This window comes from Vibrio sp. Vb339 (assembly GCF_902751245.1).
GTDB lineage: Bacteria > Pseudomonadota > Gammaproteobacteria > Enterobacterales > Vibrionaceae > Vibrio > Vibrio coralliirubri.
Map to the genome: position 1 here is coordinate 64,706 of NZ_CADDIS010000006.1, position 19,436 is coordinate 84,141.

Consider the following 19,436-nt stretch of genomic DNA (forward strand, 5'->3'; position numbering starts at 1 on the left):
AGGAGGGGAGCGTCGGGAGAATATAAAAAAGGCCCGCCTGCGAGGCGAGCCTAATATTTAGTCAGCGATTCTTACAAGGTTGCAGTAAGAAATAGCTTATCTCTACAGGAGATTAAACTGAGTAGTACAGTTCAAACTCAAGTGGGTGTGTAGCCATGTTCACGCGTTGTACGTCGTCAGATTTCAGAGTGATGTAAGAATCGATGAAATCGTCAGAGAATACGCCGCCAGCTGTTAGGAACTCACGGTCTTCGCTAAGCGCTGCTAGAGCTTCTTGTAGAGATTCTGCAACTGTTGGGATTTCAGCTGCTTCTTCTGCAGGAAGGTCGTATAGATCTTTATCCATAGCTTCGCCTGGGTGAATCTTGTTCTTGATGCCGTCAAGGCCAGCCATAAGCATTGCTGAGTAGCATAGGTATGGGTTAGCTGCTGGGTCACCAAAACGTAGCTCGATACGACGTGCTTTAGGGCTTGGTACTACTGGGATACGGATAGAAGCAGAACGGTTACGTGCTGAGTAAGCAAGCATTACAGGTGCTTCGAAACCAGGTACAAGACGCTTGTACGAGTTAGTTGATGGGTTAGCAAACGCGTTGATTGCACGAGCGTGCTTGATTACACCACCGATGTAGTAAAGAGCCATTTCAGATAGGCCGCCGTACTTATCACCAGCAAACAGGTTAACGCCGTCTTTTGCTAGAGATTGGTGAACGTGCATACCAGAACCGTTATCACCAACTAGTGGCTTAGGCATGAATGTCGCTGTTTTACCAAATGCGTGAGCAACGTTGTGTACAACGTACTTGTAGATTTGAGTTTCATCAGCTTTCGCTGTTAGCGTGTTGAAGCGAGTTGCGATTTCGTTTTGACCCGCAGTTGCTACTTCGTGGTGGTGAGCTTCAACAACTAGGCCCATCTCTTCCATTACTAGACACATTGCTGAACGGATGTCTTGAGATGAATCTACTGGAGCTACTGGGAAGTAACCGCCTTTAACGCCAGGACGGTGACCTTTGTTACCGCCTTCGATGTCAGAACCTGTGTTCCAAGCTGCTTCTACGTCATCAATCTTGAAGAAAGAACCAGACATGTCGTTTGAGAACTTAACGTCATCAAATAGGAAGAATTCTGGCTCTGGACCAACTAGAACTGTGTCTGCGATACCTGTAGAGCGTAGGTACTCTTCAGAACGTTTAGCGATAGAACGTGGGTCACGGTCGTAGCCTTGCATTGTTGCAGGCTCAAGGATGTCACAACGGATGTTTAGCGTTGCGTCTTCTGTGAATGGGTCCAGTACAGCAGATGCTGCGTCTGGCATCATTACCATGTCAGATTCGTTAATGCCTTTCCAACCAGCTACTGAAGAGCCGTCAAACATTTTGCCTTCTTCGAAGAAGTCTGCATCAACTTGGTGAGAAGGAATAGAGATATGCTGCTCTTTACCTTTTGTATCAGTAAAACGTAAGTCGATAAATTTAACTTCGTTCTCTTGGATCAGGGATAGTACATTTTCTACTGACATCTTGGATAACCTCCAGTGTTATTAATTCGGTATTAGCTCGATTCGGTTGAAACTAGCATTGATTAATGTCTATAAGTGCATTAATCGATGCTGATTTATCTATTGCCAAAAACGTGCCAAAAAAATTATTCCATTAATTTCAATGATTTACTTGTTTTGCGATTTTGCTTAATCTGGTTTTTGCACCAAAATGATCTCTAGTTGCACTTTATTGGTGCAATCGTTTGTCTGTGCACCAATATGAGACATAAGCGAGCACCATTCAGCAATGAATTGCCTAAGTTGTCAATCCACTTTTGTTATTTTGCGGGAGATTTGGCTCGCCACTCGCAGGTGATACTTTTTTAGAGTCCTACGAATTTGGCTGCTCAACACTGTACTGAATCAAAGTTAAGCGGATATGAATCGCTAATAAAGAAAAAAGCCTTGGTTCAGATCACATATTTCTGGGTTTTTGTCTAGAATCTGGTATATTATTGACCGTTTTTTAAATCAAGCTAGCGGTTATTATCCAAACTTTTGAGATAAGTGACGGCTACTTTTATGAGTGAATCGAGAATCCATGTCTACTCCACAGATTGATAAGTTAAGAAATATCGCGATCATCGCGCACGTTGACCACGGTAAAACGACTTTGGTTGATAAACTGCTACAACAGTCAGGCACTCTTGAGTCTCGTGGTGAAGCTGAAGAGCGTGTCATGGATTCGAATGACATCGAAAAAGAGCGTGGCATTACAATCCTTGCTAAGAACACAGCAATCAACTGGAATGATTACCGCATCAACATCGTAGATACTCCGGGACACGCGGACTTCGGTGGTGAAGTTGAGCGTATCATGTCTATGGTTGACTCTGTTCTGCTTATCGTTGACGCAGTTGATGGTCCAATGCCTCAAACTCGTTTCGTAACGCAAAAAGCATTCGCACACGGTCTTAAGCCAATCGTTGTAATCAACAAGATTGACCGCCCAGGCGCTCGTCCTGATTGGGTTATGGATCAAGTATTCGACCTTTTCGACAACCTAGGTGCTACTGATGAGCAACTAGACTTCACAGTTGTTTACGCTTCAGCTCTAAACGGTTGGGCAACAATGGAAGAAGGCGAAGTTGGCACAGATATGGAACCATTGTTCCAAGCTGTTGTTGATACAGTAGATGCTCCTTCTGTTGACCTTGACGGTCCACTACAAATGCAAATTTCGCAACTTGATTACAGCTCTTACGTAGGTGTTATCGGTGTTGCTCGTGTTACTCGTGGTTCTGTTAAACCAAACCAACAAGTAACTATCGTGAATGCAGAAGGCAAAAAACGTAACGGTAAAGTCGGTACGGTTTTAGGTTACCTAGGTCTTGAGCGTCACGAAGTTGAACAAGCTAACGCTGGCGACATCATTGCAATCACTGGTCTTGGTGAGCTGAAAATTTCAGACACTATCTGTGACGTAAACAATGTTGAAGCTATGGAAGCGCTATCTGTTGATGAACCAACAGTAACAATGACTTTCCAAGTAAACACTTCTCCGTTCGCGGGTAAAGAAGGTAAGTTTGTTACTTCACGTAACATTCTTGAGCGTCTAGAAAAAGAACTAGTACACAACGTTGCACTACGTGTTGAAGAAACTGACAGTCCAGACCGTTTCCGTGTATCAGGTCGTGGTGAGCTTCACCTATCTATCCTGATCGAAAACATGCGTCGTGAAGGCTTCGAGCTTGCAGTATCTCGTCCAGAAGTAATCATTAAAGAAGAAAATGGTCAGAAAATGGAACCGTTTGAAACGGTTACTATTGATGTACTTGAAGAGCACCAAGGTGCAATCATGGAAAGCATCGGTCTGCGTAAAGGTGAGCTAACTGATATGGCTCCAGATGGTAAAGGCCGTGTTCGCATGGACTTCATGATGCCTTCTCGTGGTCTTATCGGTTTCCAAACTGAATTCCTAACAATGACGTCTGGTTCTGGTCTTATCTACCACTCGTACGATCACTACGGTCCTTACAAAGGTGGCGTAATCGGTCAGCGTAACAACGGTGTTCTAATCTCGAACGCGACTGGTAAAGCTCTGACTTACGCACTGTTCTTCCTTCAAGCTCGTGGTCGTCTATTCACTGAGCACGCGGATGAAGTTTATGAAGGTCAAGTAATCGGTATTCACAACCGTTCAAACGACCTGACAGTAAACTGTCTGAAAGGTAAGCAGCTAACGAACGTTCGTGCATCTGGTACTGATGAAGCACAGGTTCTTTCTCCACCGATCAAGCACACTCTAGAGCAAGCTCTTGAGTTTATCGATGAAGATGAACTAGTAGAAGTAACGCCACTAAACGTACGTATCCGTAAGAAACTTCTTACTGAAAACGAACGTAAGCGTGCTGCTCGTCCTGCTAAAGACTAATTGTCTGCAGGTTAGCTTCTAGCTAACAAGCCATATGTTTTAGAATAAGTAAGAAAGCCCCGAGTAGCCTAGCTGCTCGGGGCTTTTGTTTTTTAGTTTGTTTAGATCCGAGTAAACGAGATGCGGGATACGAAGAGCGTGTTCAACATTTACTCATTGAATCGTCATTACAGAATCGAGGGGCGAGATATCTGGAATCTTTCTTTTAAGGCATCTAAAAGACTTCCTATCACAGTAGGGAATGACGAAAGTTTGGCTGGATACAAGTAAGTGAGATGTTAGATACGAAGAGTATTCAAGTATTCGTCATCCTCAAGAGGGAGGCACTACCGAGTTGGGGATCTAGCTTTTGATACCTAAGTAACGCTCAACGAATTGAAGCCGCTCATCGACTGGCATAAACGGCACTTCAACCACCTCATAGCCAAGTTCTTGGTAGACTGTTACTAAAGCGTGGTGAATCTCTAGCGCCTCCTCAAACGGATAAGGTCTCACATCATCTTGCACATAAATTGAAGCTTCAGGGCGACAGAACAACACTTGGGGGTGATAACCTTGGCTCGCTTCTCGGTAGGTTGTGTTTATCTCTAGTTTCGCCTGAGCCAAGTAGCCACAGATATCTGGAATGGCGCGATCGAGAAAGGCAACTGGATGCTGACTGGCTTGGTCTTTTTGTTCACTCATGACGGTTAAACATAGGCGAGCAAAGCCCGGAAGGTCTAACCAAGGTAAGATACCGTTCTCAAGTTGGCTCTGCTGTTCGATTAACTGACGAGAGGACTCTGCGAAGGTGGGGTAACCCGCATCACCCAAGGCATTGATCAATGTGGTTTTTCCGGCGCCAGGGCCGCCAGTAATAATGATTGGGTTCATACGGGCTTATATTTATTTGTGTCTACGGGCGTTATTTCTGGTTCAGTTGAGCAAGGAATTTATCCGATTCGGCGATCGCAGCATTCATCTGTTCTATCGCGTAGGCGATGTCTTTTTCTAAGCTCATAAACTCGCCCTGCAGTGAACCGACAGCGCTCGCATTGAGGTTATGTTTTAAGTAAAGCGTGTTGTCGCGAAGGGTATTGAGCACGGGGTCCATTTTCTTCTCGGCGCGCTTCATTGCTGACAGCATCTTTTGGTAAGACGATTTAGTTTCACGAAGCTTTTGCTCGCTCGAGCGGCGCAGTGAATCACTGGTGTAGAGATCTAACTCACTCTGCCACTCTTCAAACAGCGCATCCGACACATCTTCAATCGCAGCAATGCGGTCACTGACATTTTGCGCCGCTTTCTCGCTGTCTTGGTATTTATCGTTGATTTGGTTGTACATGTCTTCAAGATCGCCGCCACTGAAGTTAGTCAGGCTGCTGAGTGCTTCAAGTGCGCTGGTAAACTCTTCCTGAGCATCCTGCTGCGACTCTTTAGCGTCTTCCACTCTATCAACCATAATGTCACGCTTGTGATAGCCCACTTGCTCCATGGCGGAGTAATAAGCTGACTGGCATCCAGTAAGAGTAAAAATAGAGAGGACTATAACTATTAAATAAGGCATCCTAGTTTCCTATAGTTAAATAATATCAATCGTAGTAAATAACTGCTCAACCTAGCTTGTTAAAATGCTCGATAACAGCGTTAGAATTTTTGATTGTAGAATAACTACTTATCAAAACTATTCTTTGCCGAGAAGGGGTGCCTTGTTCTCAAGCCTTTTTCCTACGCTATTTTTGAACATTTTCTTACTGTGATGGATATGTCGGAATATTAATTAGGACTATGAACGAGTTACAAGGGAGTTACAAGTTGAAGATAAAAAAGGTCGCCACACTCAGTATTCAGTTTTCTCGCTACCTTTTAGCGCGGATGACGCACGATAGAGTCAATGTGAATGCGGGCTACTTGGCGTACATTACCTTGCTCTCGATCGTACCGATGCTGACGGTTCTGCTCTCTATCTTGTCGTCATTCTCCATCTTTGCTGATGTTGGTATCGTGATTCAAAACTTCGTTATTACCAACTTTGTTCCCGCGTCTGGGGATGCGGTGCACGGCGCCTTGTTAGAGTTCGTTGCCAATACCGGAAAAATGACGGCGGTGGGTAGTGTGTTCTTATTTATTGCAGCGCTGATGCTGATCTCGAATATTGATAAGAACTTAAACTACATCTGGCGTGTCGACGAGAAGCGACGTGCAGTGCTGTCTTTTTCTATGTACTGGATGGTGCTTACGCTAGGACCTATTCTAGTTGGGGCGAGCATTGCAGCCACTTCTTATGTGACATCATTGAGCTTGTTGCAAAACGAGGTGGTGTCTGGCGCCTTTAATACCGTGATTCGCAAACTTCCTTTGATTCTCTCTTTCTTTGCGTTTTTCGGTCTGTACCTTTTGGTTCCCAACAAAAAGATACACTTTTCTCATGCGGCTGCAGGTTCTCTAGTGGCGGCTCTGTTGTTCGAACTCAGTAAGAAAGGCTTCGCGGCCTACATTACTCAATTCCCTTCTTACCAGTTGATTTATGGTGCATTGGCGGCAATACCAATTCTTTTTGTGTGGGTTTATTTGTGCTGGTTGATTGTGCTGGTGGGTGCTGAGGTGACCGCTGCATTGGGTGAGCAGGAACAGTGGAGTGACTCGAAAGAAATGGTACACTCGTCGGATAAAGACAAAATCACAGAGCAAGGAAACAACAGTGATAGCACTGATCCAGAGAGTAAGTGAAGCTGCCGTCCGTGTTGATGGCGAAGTAGTTGGTGAGATTGAGCAAGGCTTATTGGTTCTGTTAGGCGTAGAAAAAGGTGATGACGAAGCCAAAGCCAAACGTTTGATGGAACGAGTGACCACTTATCGTGTCTTTGGAGATGAAGACGATAAAATGAACCTCAACGTGAAGCAGGTAGAAGGTAAGGTATTAGTGGTGTCTCAATTCACTCTGCCGGCCGATACCAAGAAAGGGACTCGAGCAGGGTTCTCTCGTGGTGCTCACCCAGAAGATGCTGAGCGTCTTTACAACTATTTCTCTGACCAGTGTGAATCAGTGTTGCCAACGGAACGTGGCCGATTCGCTGCCGACATGAAAGTGTCTTTGGTTAATGATGGCCCAGTGACATTCTGGCTGCAGGTTTAGGCTTAAAGGAATAAGCATGTTTAAACTCATAACACCAACCACCGAAAATCAGCTAAACAAGTATTACCATTTTCGTTGGCAGATGCTCCGTGAACCTTGGCGAATGCCGGTAGGTTCTGAGCGCGATGAATATGACCCAATGAGCCACCATCGCATGATTGTTGATGGTCGTGGTCGCCCGATGGCGATTGGTCGTCTGTATATCACCCCAGATCTGGAAGGTCAGATCCGCTACATGGCGGTGAAAAAATCTCGCCAAAGTAAAGGCATGGGTTCGTTGATTCTAGTCGCACTTGAGTCATTGGCTCGCCAAGAGGGTGCTAAGCGCTTGGTGTGTAATGCACGGGAAGATGCGATCTCATTCTATGAGAAGAATGAATTTGAACGTCGCGGTGAGATTAACGATCAACGTGGCCCTGTGCGTCACCAACAGATGGTTAAGCATCTTGACCCAATGGCAGACGTTCTACGCAAGCCTGAGTGGTGTAATGAGCTTCAGCAGCGCTGGGAACATCAGATCCCGATCAGTGACAAGATGGGCATCAAGATCAACCAATACACGGGTTACCAATTTGAGTGTAGTGCTCAGCTGAATCCCAACTTGAACCCTCATAACACCATGTTTGCAGGCTCTGCCTTTACCTTAGCGACCTTAACTGGTTGGGGGATGACTTGGTTATTGATGAAAGAACGCGGGCTGACCGGTGATATCGTGCTGGCAGACAGTAATATTCGTTATCGTCACCCGGTTGAGCAAAACCCTGTTGCCTCTACTTCATTGGATGGGATCAGTGGCGACTTGGATCGCCTTGCGTCAGGAAGAAAGGCACGTATCATCATTCACGTGACCATTCATAGCGGCGATGTGGAAGCGGTAGAGTTTACGGGAACCTATATGCTGATCCCTGACTACAAAAAGGTACTCTCGACAGATACCAATGTGAGCGAATAGCTAACACCGGTAATGCTGTCGATATTGACTGAAAGCGCTACTCCTGAGGAGTGGCGCTTTTTTGTTGGCAGTCGTTAATCTCCGAATACTCAGCTTGGGTGAGCTTTCCTGAGATTTGATGACATGGGTCCGATAGGGTAATCGAGAGGGTGTGTTGCTCAGCTTTAAGCAAGTCGAGTTCTCCAGAAGCCTCGCCATTGAGCGTTTGAACCCTTTGTTCGCCTTGCTCTGCTGCTGATGCACCAATAATGTGCATCGGTTCGAGAGTGAAGCGCCCACGGTCAAAATGCGCATTAAGCTCTGGAATTTCAAACACGTTATCAGTCGATGTTTCAGAAAGCTTGTCATTAAAGGTCATCACACCCTGGCGAACGCTGCCAGTGAGTTGCCCTGTGGTTGAGTAACCGAGCATCAGTGAGTCGCCATATAAACCTGCAGCTTGAAGTTCAAACTCGCCATAACCGGTTGCATCGAGTGGTAATTCAAGTCGCTGCAGCATAGGCGCTATCGGTAACCCATCGGCAGAAATATCTAAGCTCCATGGCTTGCTGATTTGGTTAAAGTCGAGTGTTGCATTGGCTTCAATGTAGCCATTCCTGAGTGGTGCAAACAGACGTGTTAGCGTCCATTTCCCTTGTTCGCTATTCATCTCAACCACAGGCTGTGCGCTGAGAATATTTTGGTAGCTGGCATCATTGGCGCTCGCCATCAGCTTCCCTTGCCACAAGCCCAGTTTTCTATCTTGCAGCAGCTGAACTTGATGCCCCTCGACATGTAATCCAGAGACCTGCCAGTAAGGTTGTTGTGCGAGTTGGATGAGTTGACTGCGTTCTATATTAAGCCGGTTAATCTCGACGTTCTGGAGTTGTGTGAGCCAAGGTAATAGGCGAGCGGCCGGGAGAGGGCTATCTTGGTTTTCGGTAATCCACTTGATGCCTTGCAGGTCGAGCTGCGCTAATTGAATGCTGCTAGGGGTGACTTCGCCATTGAGCTGAACAGTGCCTTGTAGGAATTGAGTATAGAAATCCTCAATCAAAATTTGGTCTGGTTCTAGGTTGAGCTTGAGGCTTGGCTCGATGAACATGTCATCATCAATGGTCACTCCTTCTGCTTGCAGAGAGAAAATGGCTTTCTGCTGCTTCCAGATTTCAAAAGGCAATTGGATATTTTCTAGTGAGGCATCAAAGGCTGCAAGGTGGCCATCTTGCCACTCTACGTCGCTGCGTAGAATATCTAAGCTATTGATGTGATTGATCTGAATACCTGCTACATCCCACTCTTTGCTTAGTAGGCTTTGAGTCTGTTCCTGATTGAGTCGTAAGCCATCGACGGTCACATTCACTAACGACCAATCTTGTTGATACTGCTCTGCTTGGCCGGATATCTTGGCGCCACGCCAGTCAAATGAAGCACCATAAAGGGTGCTGTCACTCGGCTTGAGTTCTAGGTCAATCAACAGATTATCGAATGCCTCACCTTGCCAATACAGTTGTGAGGCAGAGAGTTGGGTTTTTCCATAAGGGAGAAGTGAATTGTCGTTGTTCCATTTTGGGTCGGAGATCTGCAGGTCGATGCCTCGCGCATTAAACTCTGGCGTCGAAAAGTCGAGATTGTTGATGGCCAGCTGGTGGAGCTTGATGTTTGGCTGGGTAAATAAAAATGTCAGTGTTTTTAGATCGTTTGCTTCTAACTGCAGGCCACTGATCAAAACAGAGTCAAAGACCAGTTTGGTTTCTGTAATCGAGCTGGGGCTGAACCAAAGCTCGATCTTGTCGATATACAGAGGTGTCTGCTTTTCTGGTTGGCTTTGGGTAATGCCCATTAAGGTGATGTGATAAGGCGCCTGATACTCAACATCTTCAATGAGTACAGGTTGTTCAATCGTATGTTTGATAAAAAAGTTAGCAACATCCGCACGGTATTGGGTCTGCAGGCTTAATAGCAACGCTGCGATAGTTGCAACGGCGATAGCTAACACAATGCCGAACACCATGAATACCTTTTTCATTCCCTGAAAGCCTTAAATTTCAATAGTCTCAAAACAGAGTGGAACAAAAAGGGGCAAGCAGCAACAAAAAAGCCCCTCAAAAGAGGGGCTTGCTACAAAAATATCACTTTAAATTGGGCGTTCGCTTTTGGCTAAGCCCGAGCAGATGATTGGGTTAGTCCAGTTGAGGGCCAGCCGCAACCAGTGATTTACCTTCAGCGTTGTCAGTGTACTTATCAAAGTTGTTGATGAAGCGCTCTGCTAGATCTTTCGCTTTGCTTTCCCATTGTAGAGGGTCAGTGTACGTATCGCGTGGGTCAAGGATCGCTGGGTCAACATCGTGCAGCGCTAGCGGTACTTCTAGGTTAAACATAGGGATAACCTTAGTTTCAGCGTTGTCGATTGAGCCATCTAGGATAGCGTCGATGATGCCGCGAGTATCTTGGATAGAGATACGTTTACCAGTACCGTTCCAACCTGTGTTCACTAGGTAAGCTTCAGCGCCAGCCGCTTCCATACGCTTCACTAGCACTTCAGCGTACTGAGTTGGGTGAAGAGTTAAGAATGCCGCACCAAATGCCGCAGAGAACGTTGGTGTTGGCTCAGTAATACCACGCTCAGTGCCCGCTAGTTTCGCAGTGAAGCCAGATAGGAAGTGGTACTTCGTTTGCTCTGGAGTCAGTTTAGAAACGGGTGGTAGTACACCGAATGCATCAGCAGTCAGGAAGATAACCTTTTGAGCGTGACCGGCTTTTGATACTGGCTTAACGATGTTGTCGATGTGGTGAATCGGGTAAGAAACACGAGTGTTCTCAGTTTTTGAACCGTCATCAAAATCGATAGAACCATCACCACGAACCGTTACGTTTTCTAGTAGTGCATCGCGACGGATTGCATTGTAGATTTCAGGTTCTGCTTCTTTAGATAGACGAATCGTCTTCGCGTAACAACCACCTTCGAAGTTGAAGATACCATCGTCATCCCAACCGTGCTCATCATCACCGATTAGCTCACGCTTAGGATCGGTTGAAAGCGTAGTTTTACCTGTACCAGATAGACCGAAGAAGATCGCTACATCGCCTTTCTCGCCGACGTTTGCACTACAGTGCATTGAAGCAATGCCTTGCAGAGGAAGCAGGTAGTTCATCATTGCGAACATGCCTTTCTTCATCTCACCGCCGTACCAAGTACCACCGATGATTTGAACGCGCTCTGTTAGGTTGAAAGCAACGAAGTTTTCAGAGTTTAGACCCTGCTTTTTCCAGTTAGGGTTAGTTGTTTTAGCACCGTTCATTACCACGAAATCAGGTTCGAACGTTGCTAGCTCTTCGTCTGTTGGACGAATGAACATGTTCTTAACGAAGTGTGCTTGCCACGCTACTTCAGTGATAATACGCACGCTTAAGCGCGTATCAGGGTTAGCACCACAATAACCGTCGATGACAAACAGGCGCTTGCCAGATAGCTGAGTTGTCACAAGCTCTTTCAGCTCATTCCATACTTCAGTTGTAATCGGTTTGTTGTCATTTTTGCCTTGATCTGACCACCACATGGTATCGCGGGTCGTGTCATCTTTAACAATGTACTTATCTTTTGGTGAGCGGCCAGTAAAGATACCAGTGTCTACCGCAACAGAGCCTAGTTCCGTTACTACGCCTTTTTCGTAGCCTTCCAAACCTGGCAGTGTTTCTTCAACGAATAACTGCTCGTAGCTAGGATTACGAAGAACTTCAGTAACGCCAGTCAGTCCGTGCTTAGTTAGATCAATTTGTGCAGCCTTTGTATGTTCCATAACGGTCATAGGTGCTCCTTGTAGGATATTTTGTAGGGATTTTGTATTAATTTTTTATTGTTATCTGCTCACCATGCTAGCAACGAGACTCGGGGGAAACAGGGATACAGCTCAAAAAATATCCATATTAACCATGGGGTTTTAAGCGTCTCGTCACATATTGGCCCAACTAGTCTATCCTGTACGCAAACCTTTGCGCTAGGGGCGAGAACATTATTAATTGATTAAAATTAAGCGGTGATTTTATTACGAGATGTTACGGAGTTTGCGCTATTTTGATCACAAAAAAGGCCAGCTGAGTGCTGACCTTTTTGGGGTAAATTACGTGTTTTTGGTACGCCGTAAATTAATGAACCGTATTGCTGCCTTTATCTGCTGCTTCTGCGTACAGTGCATCAACATCATTCTTGTCGAACGAGTAGTTTGTGCCACAGTAATCGCAGTGTAGACCAACGCTTCCTTCGGTGCTTAGGATGTCGTAGATCTCTTCTTGAGCAACAGTAATGATTGCTGCTGCACTTCGATCACGTGAACAGCCACAGAAGAACTCAACCGGTTGTGGTGTGAATAGCTGTACTTTCTCTTGGTTGTACAAACGGTAAAGCAGTTCGTTCGCTTCTAGAGTGAATAGCTCTTCGTTTTTCACTGTATCTGTTAGTTGCTCTAGGTGTTCGAAGTCATCTGGAGTACCAGTACCATCAGGCATTACTTGTAGCAACATACCTGCAGCGTGTGCTTTGCCTTCATGCTCGCCAGTGCGCAGCCATAGACGAGTCTTAAGCTGTTCAGAGTTAGCGAAGTAGCCTTCAAGCACTTGTGCCAGCGTGTCACCTTCAAGACCAACGATACCTTGGTAACGCTCACCTTTCTTAGGATCGATGGTGATCACTAGGTGACCTTTACCCATTAGGTCGTGTAGACCTGCGTCGTCTGCGATATCGCCTTCAAAGCGAGCAACACCACGGATCTTCTGATCGTGATCGCCATTGATAACTGCTAGAGATACTGGGCCGTCACCTTGCAATTGCATCGTGATAGAACCTTCAAACTTTAGGGTCGCAGTTAATAGCGTTGTTGATACCAATAGCTCACCCAGTAGCTTTTGCACTGGTGCTGGGTATTCCTTGCTAGAAATAATTTGTTGGTACGCTTCATCCATTTGTACCAATTCACCACGTACTGATAGGTCTTCAAATAGGTAGCGATTTAAAACATTACTTGTAGACATTGGGTCTGCCATTTGGCTATTCCTTCTAGCTTATTGATGCTTGAACTTGATGATGTCACGACGTTGCTTCTTATCAGGGCGACGCTCTGGAGCTGGGTTATGAGCATTCAGTTTACGCTGTGTCGCAAACTCTTCTCTTTTTGCCAAGCTCTCGGTGGTTTCTTCATAGAGGGTTTGAGCGATTGGAGCTCCACCGCGATGGGCAGAGATTTTCTCGATCGTTACCGTCTTTTCTTCATTACCTTGGCGCAGTGTAATCACAGCCCCAAGTTCGACAATTTTACTTGGCTTGCTGCGCTGACCATTATAGTGGACTTTGCCACCATCGACCATGTTGCGAGCAATAGACCGGGTTTTGTAAAAACGAGCTGCCCACAACCATTTATCGAGTCTGACAGCTTCATTAGCAGTTTTCATATAGGGCTGTGCCTTATTAAGTGAGAAATGAATGCGGTTTAACTGTAATGAACAGTGCGCAACATGTTTTTGATGATGCTTATCACATTAAGTAGAAGCTTAAAGTGGAGGCGGTTGGCATTTTTTTCAAGTCATAATACAAAATAGCCATGTTATGCCGATTTATCGATTTGCTATGATATAGTTCAGGATCTTATTGCTTAAATAAGCTTGGTATCGAACGAATGAATAAAAAAGCTGAAAGTTTAATGATTTGCAGCGTTTGTCGTCATGAAAAGGGACTAGGAAAGTGAACTTTTTAGAGCTCAAAAATCGCGTAGGGAATTCTCCTATGTTGAGCCGCTTATTAGAGAATGGGTTTGTACTTCAGCAGAAACTAAGCTTAGCGACCTGTTGTGTATTGATTGCAGCTTCCGCATGGATCTTAGGACAGCTTGCATGGTTTATCGAACCTGCCGAGCAAACTGTCGCGCCTTGGGCTGCAACCGCTTCATCGTCTTCAGCACCTCAATCGACCCTTGATATCTCTTCTTTGCAGCAGAGCAACATGTTTGGTGCTTATAACCCAAGCACGCCCGCTGTGGTTGAACAGCAAGTTATCCAAGATGCGCCTAAGACGCGATTAAACCTCGTTTTAGTGGGTGCAGTAGCCAGTTCTAATCCAAAACTGAGCTTAGCGGTGATCGCCAATCGCGGCACGCAAGCGACCTACGGAATTAATGAAGAGATTGAAGGCACCCGAGCTAAGCTCAAAGCGGTATTAATCGATCGCGTGATCATTGATAACTCAGGACGAGACGAAACCTTGATGCTCGAAGGTATCGAGTACAAGCGTTTGGCCGTATCAGCGCCCGCAGCACCTCGTAGCTCTTCTTCAGTTCGTGGTAATAACCCGGCTTCTGCAGAAGAGAAGCTTGATGAAATTAAAGCGAAGATAATGAAAGATCCGCAACAAATCTTCCAATATGTTCGACTGTCTCAGGTGAAGCGCGACGATAGCGTTATTGGTTATCGTGTGAGCCCTGGCAAAGATTCAGAACTTTTTAACTCAGTAGGGCTCCAAAACGGAGATATTGCTACTCAGTTAAATGGTCAAGACCTGACTGACCCCGCCGCTATGGGCAACATATTCCGTTCTATCTCCGAGCTGACAGAGCTAAACCTCGTCGTCGAGAGAGATGGTCAACAACATGAAGTGTTTATTGAATTTTAAAACTTTGCGTCTAACGAAGGACGAAAGTGTAGGAGAAGTACGTGAAGCATTGGTTTAAGAAAAGTGCATGGTTATTGGCAGGAAGCTTAATCTGCACACCCGCAGCCATCGCGAGTGATTTTAGTGCCAGCTTTAAAGGCACTGATATTCAAGAGTTTATTAATATTGTTGGTCGTAACTTAGAGAAGACCATCATCGTTGATCCATCTGTGCGCGGAAAAATCGATGTACGCAGCTACGACGTATTGAATGAAGAGCAATATTACAGCTTCTTCTTAAACGTATTAGAGGTGTATGGCTACGCGGTCGTTGAAATGGATTCGGGTGTTCTTAAGATCATCAAAGCTAAAGATTCGAAAACTTCGGCAATCCCTGTTGTTGGTGACCGTGATTCGATCACTGGTGATAGCGTAGTCACGCGTGTTGTGACGGTACGTAATGTCTCGGTTCGTGAACTTTCTCCTCTGCTTCGTCAACTGAACGACAATGCTGGCGCGGGTAACGTTGTGCACTACGACCCAGCCAACATCATCCTTATTACAGGCCGAGCGGCGGTAGTAAACCGTTTAGCTGAAATCATCAAGCGTGTTGACCAAGCGGGTGATAAAGAGATTGAAGTCGTTGAGCTAAAGAATGCATCAGCGGCAGAAATGGTGCGTATTGTTGACGCTCTAAGCAAAACAACAGATGCAAAGAATACGCCTGCATTCCTTCAGCCTAAGCTGGTGGCCGATGAGCGTACCAATGCGATTCTTATTTCTGGTGACCCTAAGGTTCGTAGCCGTCTAAGAAAGCTTATCGAGCAGCTTGATGTCGAAATGGCGACCAAAGGCAACAACCAGGTAATCTACCTTAAATACGCAAAAGCAGAAGACTTAGTCGATGTACTGAAAGGCGTGTCGGACAACCTACAGTCGGAGAAACAATCTTCAACCAAAGGCAGCTCATCGCAACGTAACCAAGTAATGATCTCAGCTCACAGTGATACCAACTCTTTGGTTATTACTGCACAGCCAGACATCATGAACGCGCTGCAAGATGTGATCGCTCAACTCGATATCCGTCGTGCTCAAGTATTGATTGAAGCGCTGATTGTTGAAATGGCAGAAGGCGACGGCGTAAACCTTGGTGTGCAATGGGGTAACCTAGAAACGGGTTCTATGATTCAGTACAGCAATACTGGTGCATCGATTGGTGGTGTCATGGTTGGTTTAGAAGAAGCTAAAGATACTGAAACGACAACTGCGGTTTATGATGAGAATAATAACTTCCTACGAAACGAAACGACTACTGAAGACGGTGACTACTCAACCTTAGCCACCGCTCTTTCTGGCGTTAATGGCGCAGCCATGAGCGTGGTAATGGGTGACTGGACTGCCTTGATCAGTGCGGTAGCAACCGACTCCAATTCAAACATCCTATCTTCTCCAAGTATTACCGTAATGGACAACGGAGAAGCATCGTTTATCGTTGGCGAAGAAGTTCCGGTTTTAACTGGCTCGACGGCGGGTTCAAGTAACGATAACCCATTCCAAACGGTTGAACGTAAAGAAGTGGGTATCAAGCTTAAAGTCGTGCCGCAAATCAACGAAGGCGATTCGGTTCAGCTAAATATTGAACAAGAAGTGTCGAACGTACTGGGCGCGAATGGCGCGGTTGATGTGCGTTTTGCTAAGCGTCAATTGAATACATCAGTAATAGTTCAAGATGGTCAAATGTTAGTGCTTGGTGGTCTGATCGATGAGCGCGCATTAGAGAGTGAATCTAAGGTGCCATTCTTGGGTGATATCCCAGTGCTAGGGCACTTATTCAAATCTACCAGCACTCAGGTTGAGAAAAAGAACCTAATGGTATTCATTAAGCCAACCATCATTCGTGATGGCATGACGGCGGATGGTATCACTCAGCGTAAATACAACTTCATCCGAGCGGAACAGTTGTACAAGGCAGAGCAAGGTCTGAAACTGTTGGATGACGATAACATCCCGGTATTGCCTAAATTTGGTGCCGATATGAATCACCCGGCTGAAATCCAAGCCTTCATCGATCAAATGGAAACAGAATAATGGCTGAATTGGTAGGGGCGGCACGTACTTATCAGCGCTTGCCGTTTAGCTTTGCGAATCGCTACAAGATGGTGTTGGAATATCAGCACCCAGAGCGTGCGCCGGTACTTTATTACGTGGAGCCTCTAAAATCGGCGGCGATCATTGAAGTAAGCCGTGTGGTGAAAAATGGCTTCACGCCACAAGCGATCAGCGCAGACGAATTTGATAAAAAATTAACCGATGCGTATCAGCGTGACTCGTCGGAAGCTCGTCAGCTAATGGAAGACATTGGTGCCGACAACGACGATTTCTTCTCATTAGCAGAAGAGTTGCCACAAGATGAAGACTTGCTCGAATCGGAAGACGATGCGCCAATCATCAAGTTAATCAATGCGATGTTGGGTGAGGCGATTAAAGAAGGCGCTTCGGATATTCATATCGAAACCTTCGAGAAGTCACTGTCTATCCGTTTCCGTATTGATGGTGTGTTACGTGATGTGTTAGCGCCAAGTCGTAAATTGGCTCCGCTGTTAGTTTCGCGTGTGAAGGTTATGGCTAAGTTAGACATTGCGGAAAAACGCGTGCCACAGGATGGTCGTATTTCTCTGCGTATTGGTGGTAGAGCGGTTGATGTTCGTGTTTCAACCATGCCGTCTTCGCACGGTGAGCGTGTGGTAATGCGTCTGTTGGATAAGAACGCTACTCGTCTAGACTTGCACAGTTTAGGTATGACCGCAGAGAACCACGAAAACTTCCGTAAGCTTATTCAGCGCCCACACGGCATTATTTTGGTTACTGGTCCTACGGGTTCTGGTAAATCAACGACTTTGTACGCTGGCCTGCAAGAGCTCAACAGCAACGAGCGCAATATCTTAACCGTTGAAGATCCAATCGAATTTGATATTGATGGTATTGGCCAAACGCAGGTAAACCCTAAGGTTGATATGACCTTTGCGCGTGGTTTACGTGCCATTCTTCGTCAAGATCCCGATGTGGTAATGATTGGTGAGATACGTGACTTAGAGACCGCAGAGATCGCTGTTCAAGCCTCTTTGACCGGTCACTTAGTAATGTCGACTCTGCATACCAATACGGCAATCGGTGCGATTACGCGTCTACGTGATATGGGCATCGAACCCTTCTTGATCTCTTCTTCACTGCTGGGTGTTTTGGCTCAGCGCTTGGTTCGCACACTGTGTAACGACTGTAAACAACCTTATGAAGCGGACAAAGAGCAGAAAAAACTGTTTGGATTGAAGAAGAAAGACAGCCTGACGCTTTACCATGCCAAAGGTTGTGAAGAGTGTGGCCATAAGGGTTATCGAGGTCGTACCGGTATTCATGAGCTGCTGATGATTGATGACTCAGTACAAGAGCTGATTCACAGTGAAGCGGGTGAACAGGCAATTGAGAAAGCAATTCGTGGCACAACACCAAGTATTCGAGATGATGGCTTGAGCAAAGTTCTGAAAGGGGTAACGTCCCTAGAAGAAGTGATGCGCGTGACCAAGGAAGTCTAGTATGGCGGCATTTGAATACAAAGCACTGGATGCCAAGGGTAAAAGTAAAAAGGGCTCGATTGAAGCGGATAACGCTCGTCAGGCTCGCCAACGCTTAAAGGAACAAGGCTTGATGCCGGTTGAGATGACCGAAGCCAAGGCCAAAACAGCGAAAGGTGCTCAGCCTTCGACCAGCTTTAAGCGTGGTATCAGCACGCCAGACCTTGCTTTGATTACTCGCCAAATTTCCACCTTGGTGCAATCAGGCATGCCGCTAGAAGAGTGCTTGAAAGCCGTTGCCGAACAGTCTGAAAAACCTCGTATTCGAACCATGTTACTGGCGGTTCGTTCGAAGGTAACGGAAGGTTATTCGCTAGCGGATAGTTTGGCTGATTACCCTCACATCTTTGATGAACTGTTTAGAGCCATGGTCGCAGCTGGTGAGAAATCGGGTCACTTAGATGCGGTATTGGAGCGACTGGCTGATTACGCAGAAAACCGTCAGAAGATGCGCTCTAAGTTGCTACAAGCGATGATCTACCCGGTTGTGCTGGTGGTGTTTGCGGTGACGATTGTTTCGTTCCTGCTGGCAACCGTGGTACCTAAGATCGTTGAGCCTATTATCCAAATGGGCCAAGAACTTCCTCAATCGACACAATTTTTATTAGCATCGAGTGAATTTATCCAGAATTGGGGCATCCAATTACTGTTGTTGATCATTGGTGTGATTGTGTTGATTAAGACCGCGCTGAAAAAGCCGGGTGTTCGCATGAGTTGGGATCGCAAGCTATTAAGCATTCCACTGATCGGCAAGATCGCGAAAGGGATTAATACTTCTCGTTTTGCACGAACACTCTCTATCTGTACCTCGAGTGCGATTCCTATCCTTGAAGGGATGAAGGTTGCGGTAGATGTTATGTCGAATCACCATGTGAAGCAGCAAGTACTGCAGGCGTCAGACAGTGTTAGAGAGGGGGCAAGCCTGCGTAAAGCGCTCGATCAAACCAAACTCTTCCCTCCAATGATGCTGCATATGATCGCCAGTGGTGAGCAGAGTGGTCAATTGGAGCAAATGCTGACAAGAGCGGCAGATAACCAGGATCAAAGCTTTGAATCGACCGTGAATATCGCGTTAGGTATCTTTACGCCTGCACTTATCGCTTTGATGGCAGGCCTAGTGCTGTTCATTGTGATGGCGACTCTGATGCCGATGCTTGAAATGAATAATTTAATGAGCGGCTAACCTACCGCTTATATGACGTTAGTTT

At 46.0% G+C, this 19,436-nt stretch carries 15 protein-coding genes; 8 read left to right on the top strand and 7 right to left on the bottom strand.

Annotated elements, in window-relative coordinates:
- Positions 1–112 precede the first annotated feature (112 nt).
- Entirely contained in the window at positions 113–1,522 is a 1,410-nt protein-coding gene (gene glnA, locus HRQ85_RS20905; RefSeq protein WP_019826498.1) for a glutamate--ammonia ligase, read from the bottom strand.
- A gap of 562 nt (positions 1,523–2,084) precedes the next feature.
- Here glnA and typA point away from each other — a divergent pair.
- Positions 2,085–3,917, top strand: a complete 1,833-nt coding sequence (gene typA, locus HRQ85_RS20910) for a translational GTPase TypA (RefSeq protein ID WP_172380505.1) — start codon at positions 2,085–2,087, stop codon at positions 3,915–3,917.
- A 342-nt stretch (positions 3,918–4,259) separates the two neighbouring features.
- Here the strand turns inward: typA and HRQ85_RS20915 are convergent, their stop codons facing one another.
- Positions 4,260–4,790, bottom strand: coding sequence for an AAA family ATPase (locus tag HRQ85_RS20915; RefSeq protein WP_172380506.1), 531 nt, complete (start codon positions 4,788–4,790; stop codon positions 4,260–4,262).
- A 31-nt stretch (positions 4,791–4,821) separates the two neighbouring features.
- Positions 4,822–5,463 carry a DUF2959 domain-containing protein gene (locus tag HRQ85_RS20920; RefSeq protein WP_029235679.1) on the bottom strand — a complete coding sequence of 214 codons (642 nt, stop codon included), beginning with the start codon at positions 5,461–5,463 and terminating at the stop codon, positions 4,822–4,824.
- Between the two features lie 221 nt (positions 5,464–5,684).
- On the opposite strand from HRQ85_RS20920, the gene HRQ85_RS20925 reads away from it, so the two are divergent.
- The 3 genes from HRQ85_RS20925 to HRQ85_RS20935 are packed head-to-tail and all read left to right on the top strand — an operon-like array spanning position 5,685 to position 7,984.
- A complete protein-coding gene (locus HRQ85_RS20925; RefSeq protein WP_019826491.1) occupies positions 5,685–6,626 on the top strand; it encodes a virulence factor BrkB family protein in 942 nt (313 codons plus the stop codon).
- Positions 6,598–7,032 carry a D-aminoacyl-tRNA deacylase gene (gene dtd, locus HRQ85_RS20930; RefSeq protein ID WP_004735590.1) on the top strand — a complete coding sequence of 145 codons (435 nt, stop codon included), beginning with the start codon at positions 6,598–6,600 and terminating at the stop codon, positions 7,030–7,032. Before HRQ85_RS20925 ends, dtd begins: the two co-directional genes overlap by 29 nt.
- Before the next feature lie 16 nt (positions 7,033–7,048).
- Positions 7,049–7,984, top strand: a complete 936-nt coding sequence (locus tag HRQ85_RS20935; protein ID WP_048612442.1) for a bifunctional GNAT family N-acetyltransferase/hotdog fold thioesterase — start codon at positions 7,049–7,051, stop codon at positions 7,982–7,984.
- A gap of 37 nt (positions 7,985–8,021) precedes the next feature.
- On the opposite strand, the gene HRQ85_RS20940 is transcribed toward HRQ85_RS20935, so the two are convergent.
- The 4 genes from HRQ85_RS20940 to hslR all read right to left on the bottom strand — a co-directional run bounded on the left by HRQ85_RS20940 (position 8,022) and on the right by hslR (position 13,408).
- Entirely contained in the window at positions 8,022–9,992 is a 1,971-nt protein-coding gene (locus HRQ85_RS20940; RefSeq protein WP_172380507.1) for an AsmA family protein, read from the bottom strand.
- Between the two features lie 154 nt (positions 9,993–10,146).
- Complete coding sequence (pckA, locus tag HRQ85_RS20945) at positions 10,147–11,772, bottom strand: phosphoenolpyruvate carboxykinase (ATP) (protein ID WP_172380508.1); 1,626 nt, start codon at positions 11,770–11,772, stop codon at positions 10,147–10,149.
- Positions 11,773–12,109: 337 nt separating this feature from the next.
- Positions 12,110–13,003: an Hsp33 family molecular chaperone HslO gene (gene hslO / locus HRQ85_RS20950; RefSeq protein ID WP_019826486.1), complete on the bottom strand. Its 894-nt coding sequence runs from the start codon at positions 13,001–13,003 to the stop codon at positions 12,110–12,112.
- Positions 13,004–13,021: 18 nt separating this feature from the next.
- Entirely contained in the window at positions 13,022–13,408 is a 387-nt protein-coding gene (hslR, locus tag HRQ85_RS20955) for a ribosome-associated heat shock protein Hsp15 (protein ID WP_048607611.1), read from the bottom strand.
- 331 nt (positions 13,409–13,739) lie between these two features.
- Between hslR and gspC the strand changes: the two genes are divergently transcribed.
- Genes gspC through gspF form a run of 4 tightly spaced genes read left to right on the top strand, consistent with a single transcriptional unit; the run spans position 13,740 to position 19,411 of the window.
- The gene (gene gspC, locus HRQ85_RS20960) at positions 13,740–14,621 is read left to right on the top strand and encodes a type II secretion system protein GspC (protein ID WP_059021855.1); all 882 of its coding nucleotides are present in this window, start codon (positions 13,740–13,742) and stop codon (positions 14,619–14,621) included.
- Positions 14,622–14,662: 41 nt separating this feature from the next.
- Positions 14,663–16,687, top strand: coding sequence for a type II secretion system secretin GspD (gene gspD / locus HRQ85_RS20965; RefSeq protein ID WP_048618586.1), 2,025 nt, complete (start codon positions 14,663–14,665; stop codon positions 16,685–16,687).
- A complete protein-coding gene (gspE, locus tag HRQ85_RS20970) occupies positions 16,687–18,189 on the top strand; it encodes a type II secretion system ATPase GspE (protein WP_172380509.1) in 1,503 nt (500 codons plus the stop codon). Before gspD ends, gspE begins: the two co-directional genes overlap by 1 nt.
- Position 18,190: 1 nt before the next feature.
- A complete protein-coding gene (gene gspF, locus HRQ85_RS20975) occupies positions 18,191–19,411 on the top strand; it encodes a type II secretion system inner membrane protein GspF (protein ID WP_048661299.1) in 1,221 nt (406 codons plus the stop codon).
- Positions 19,412–19,436 lie beyond the last annotated feature (25 nt).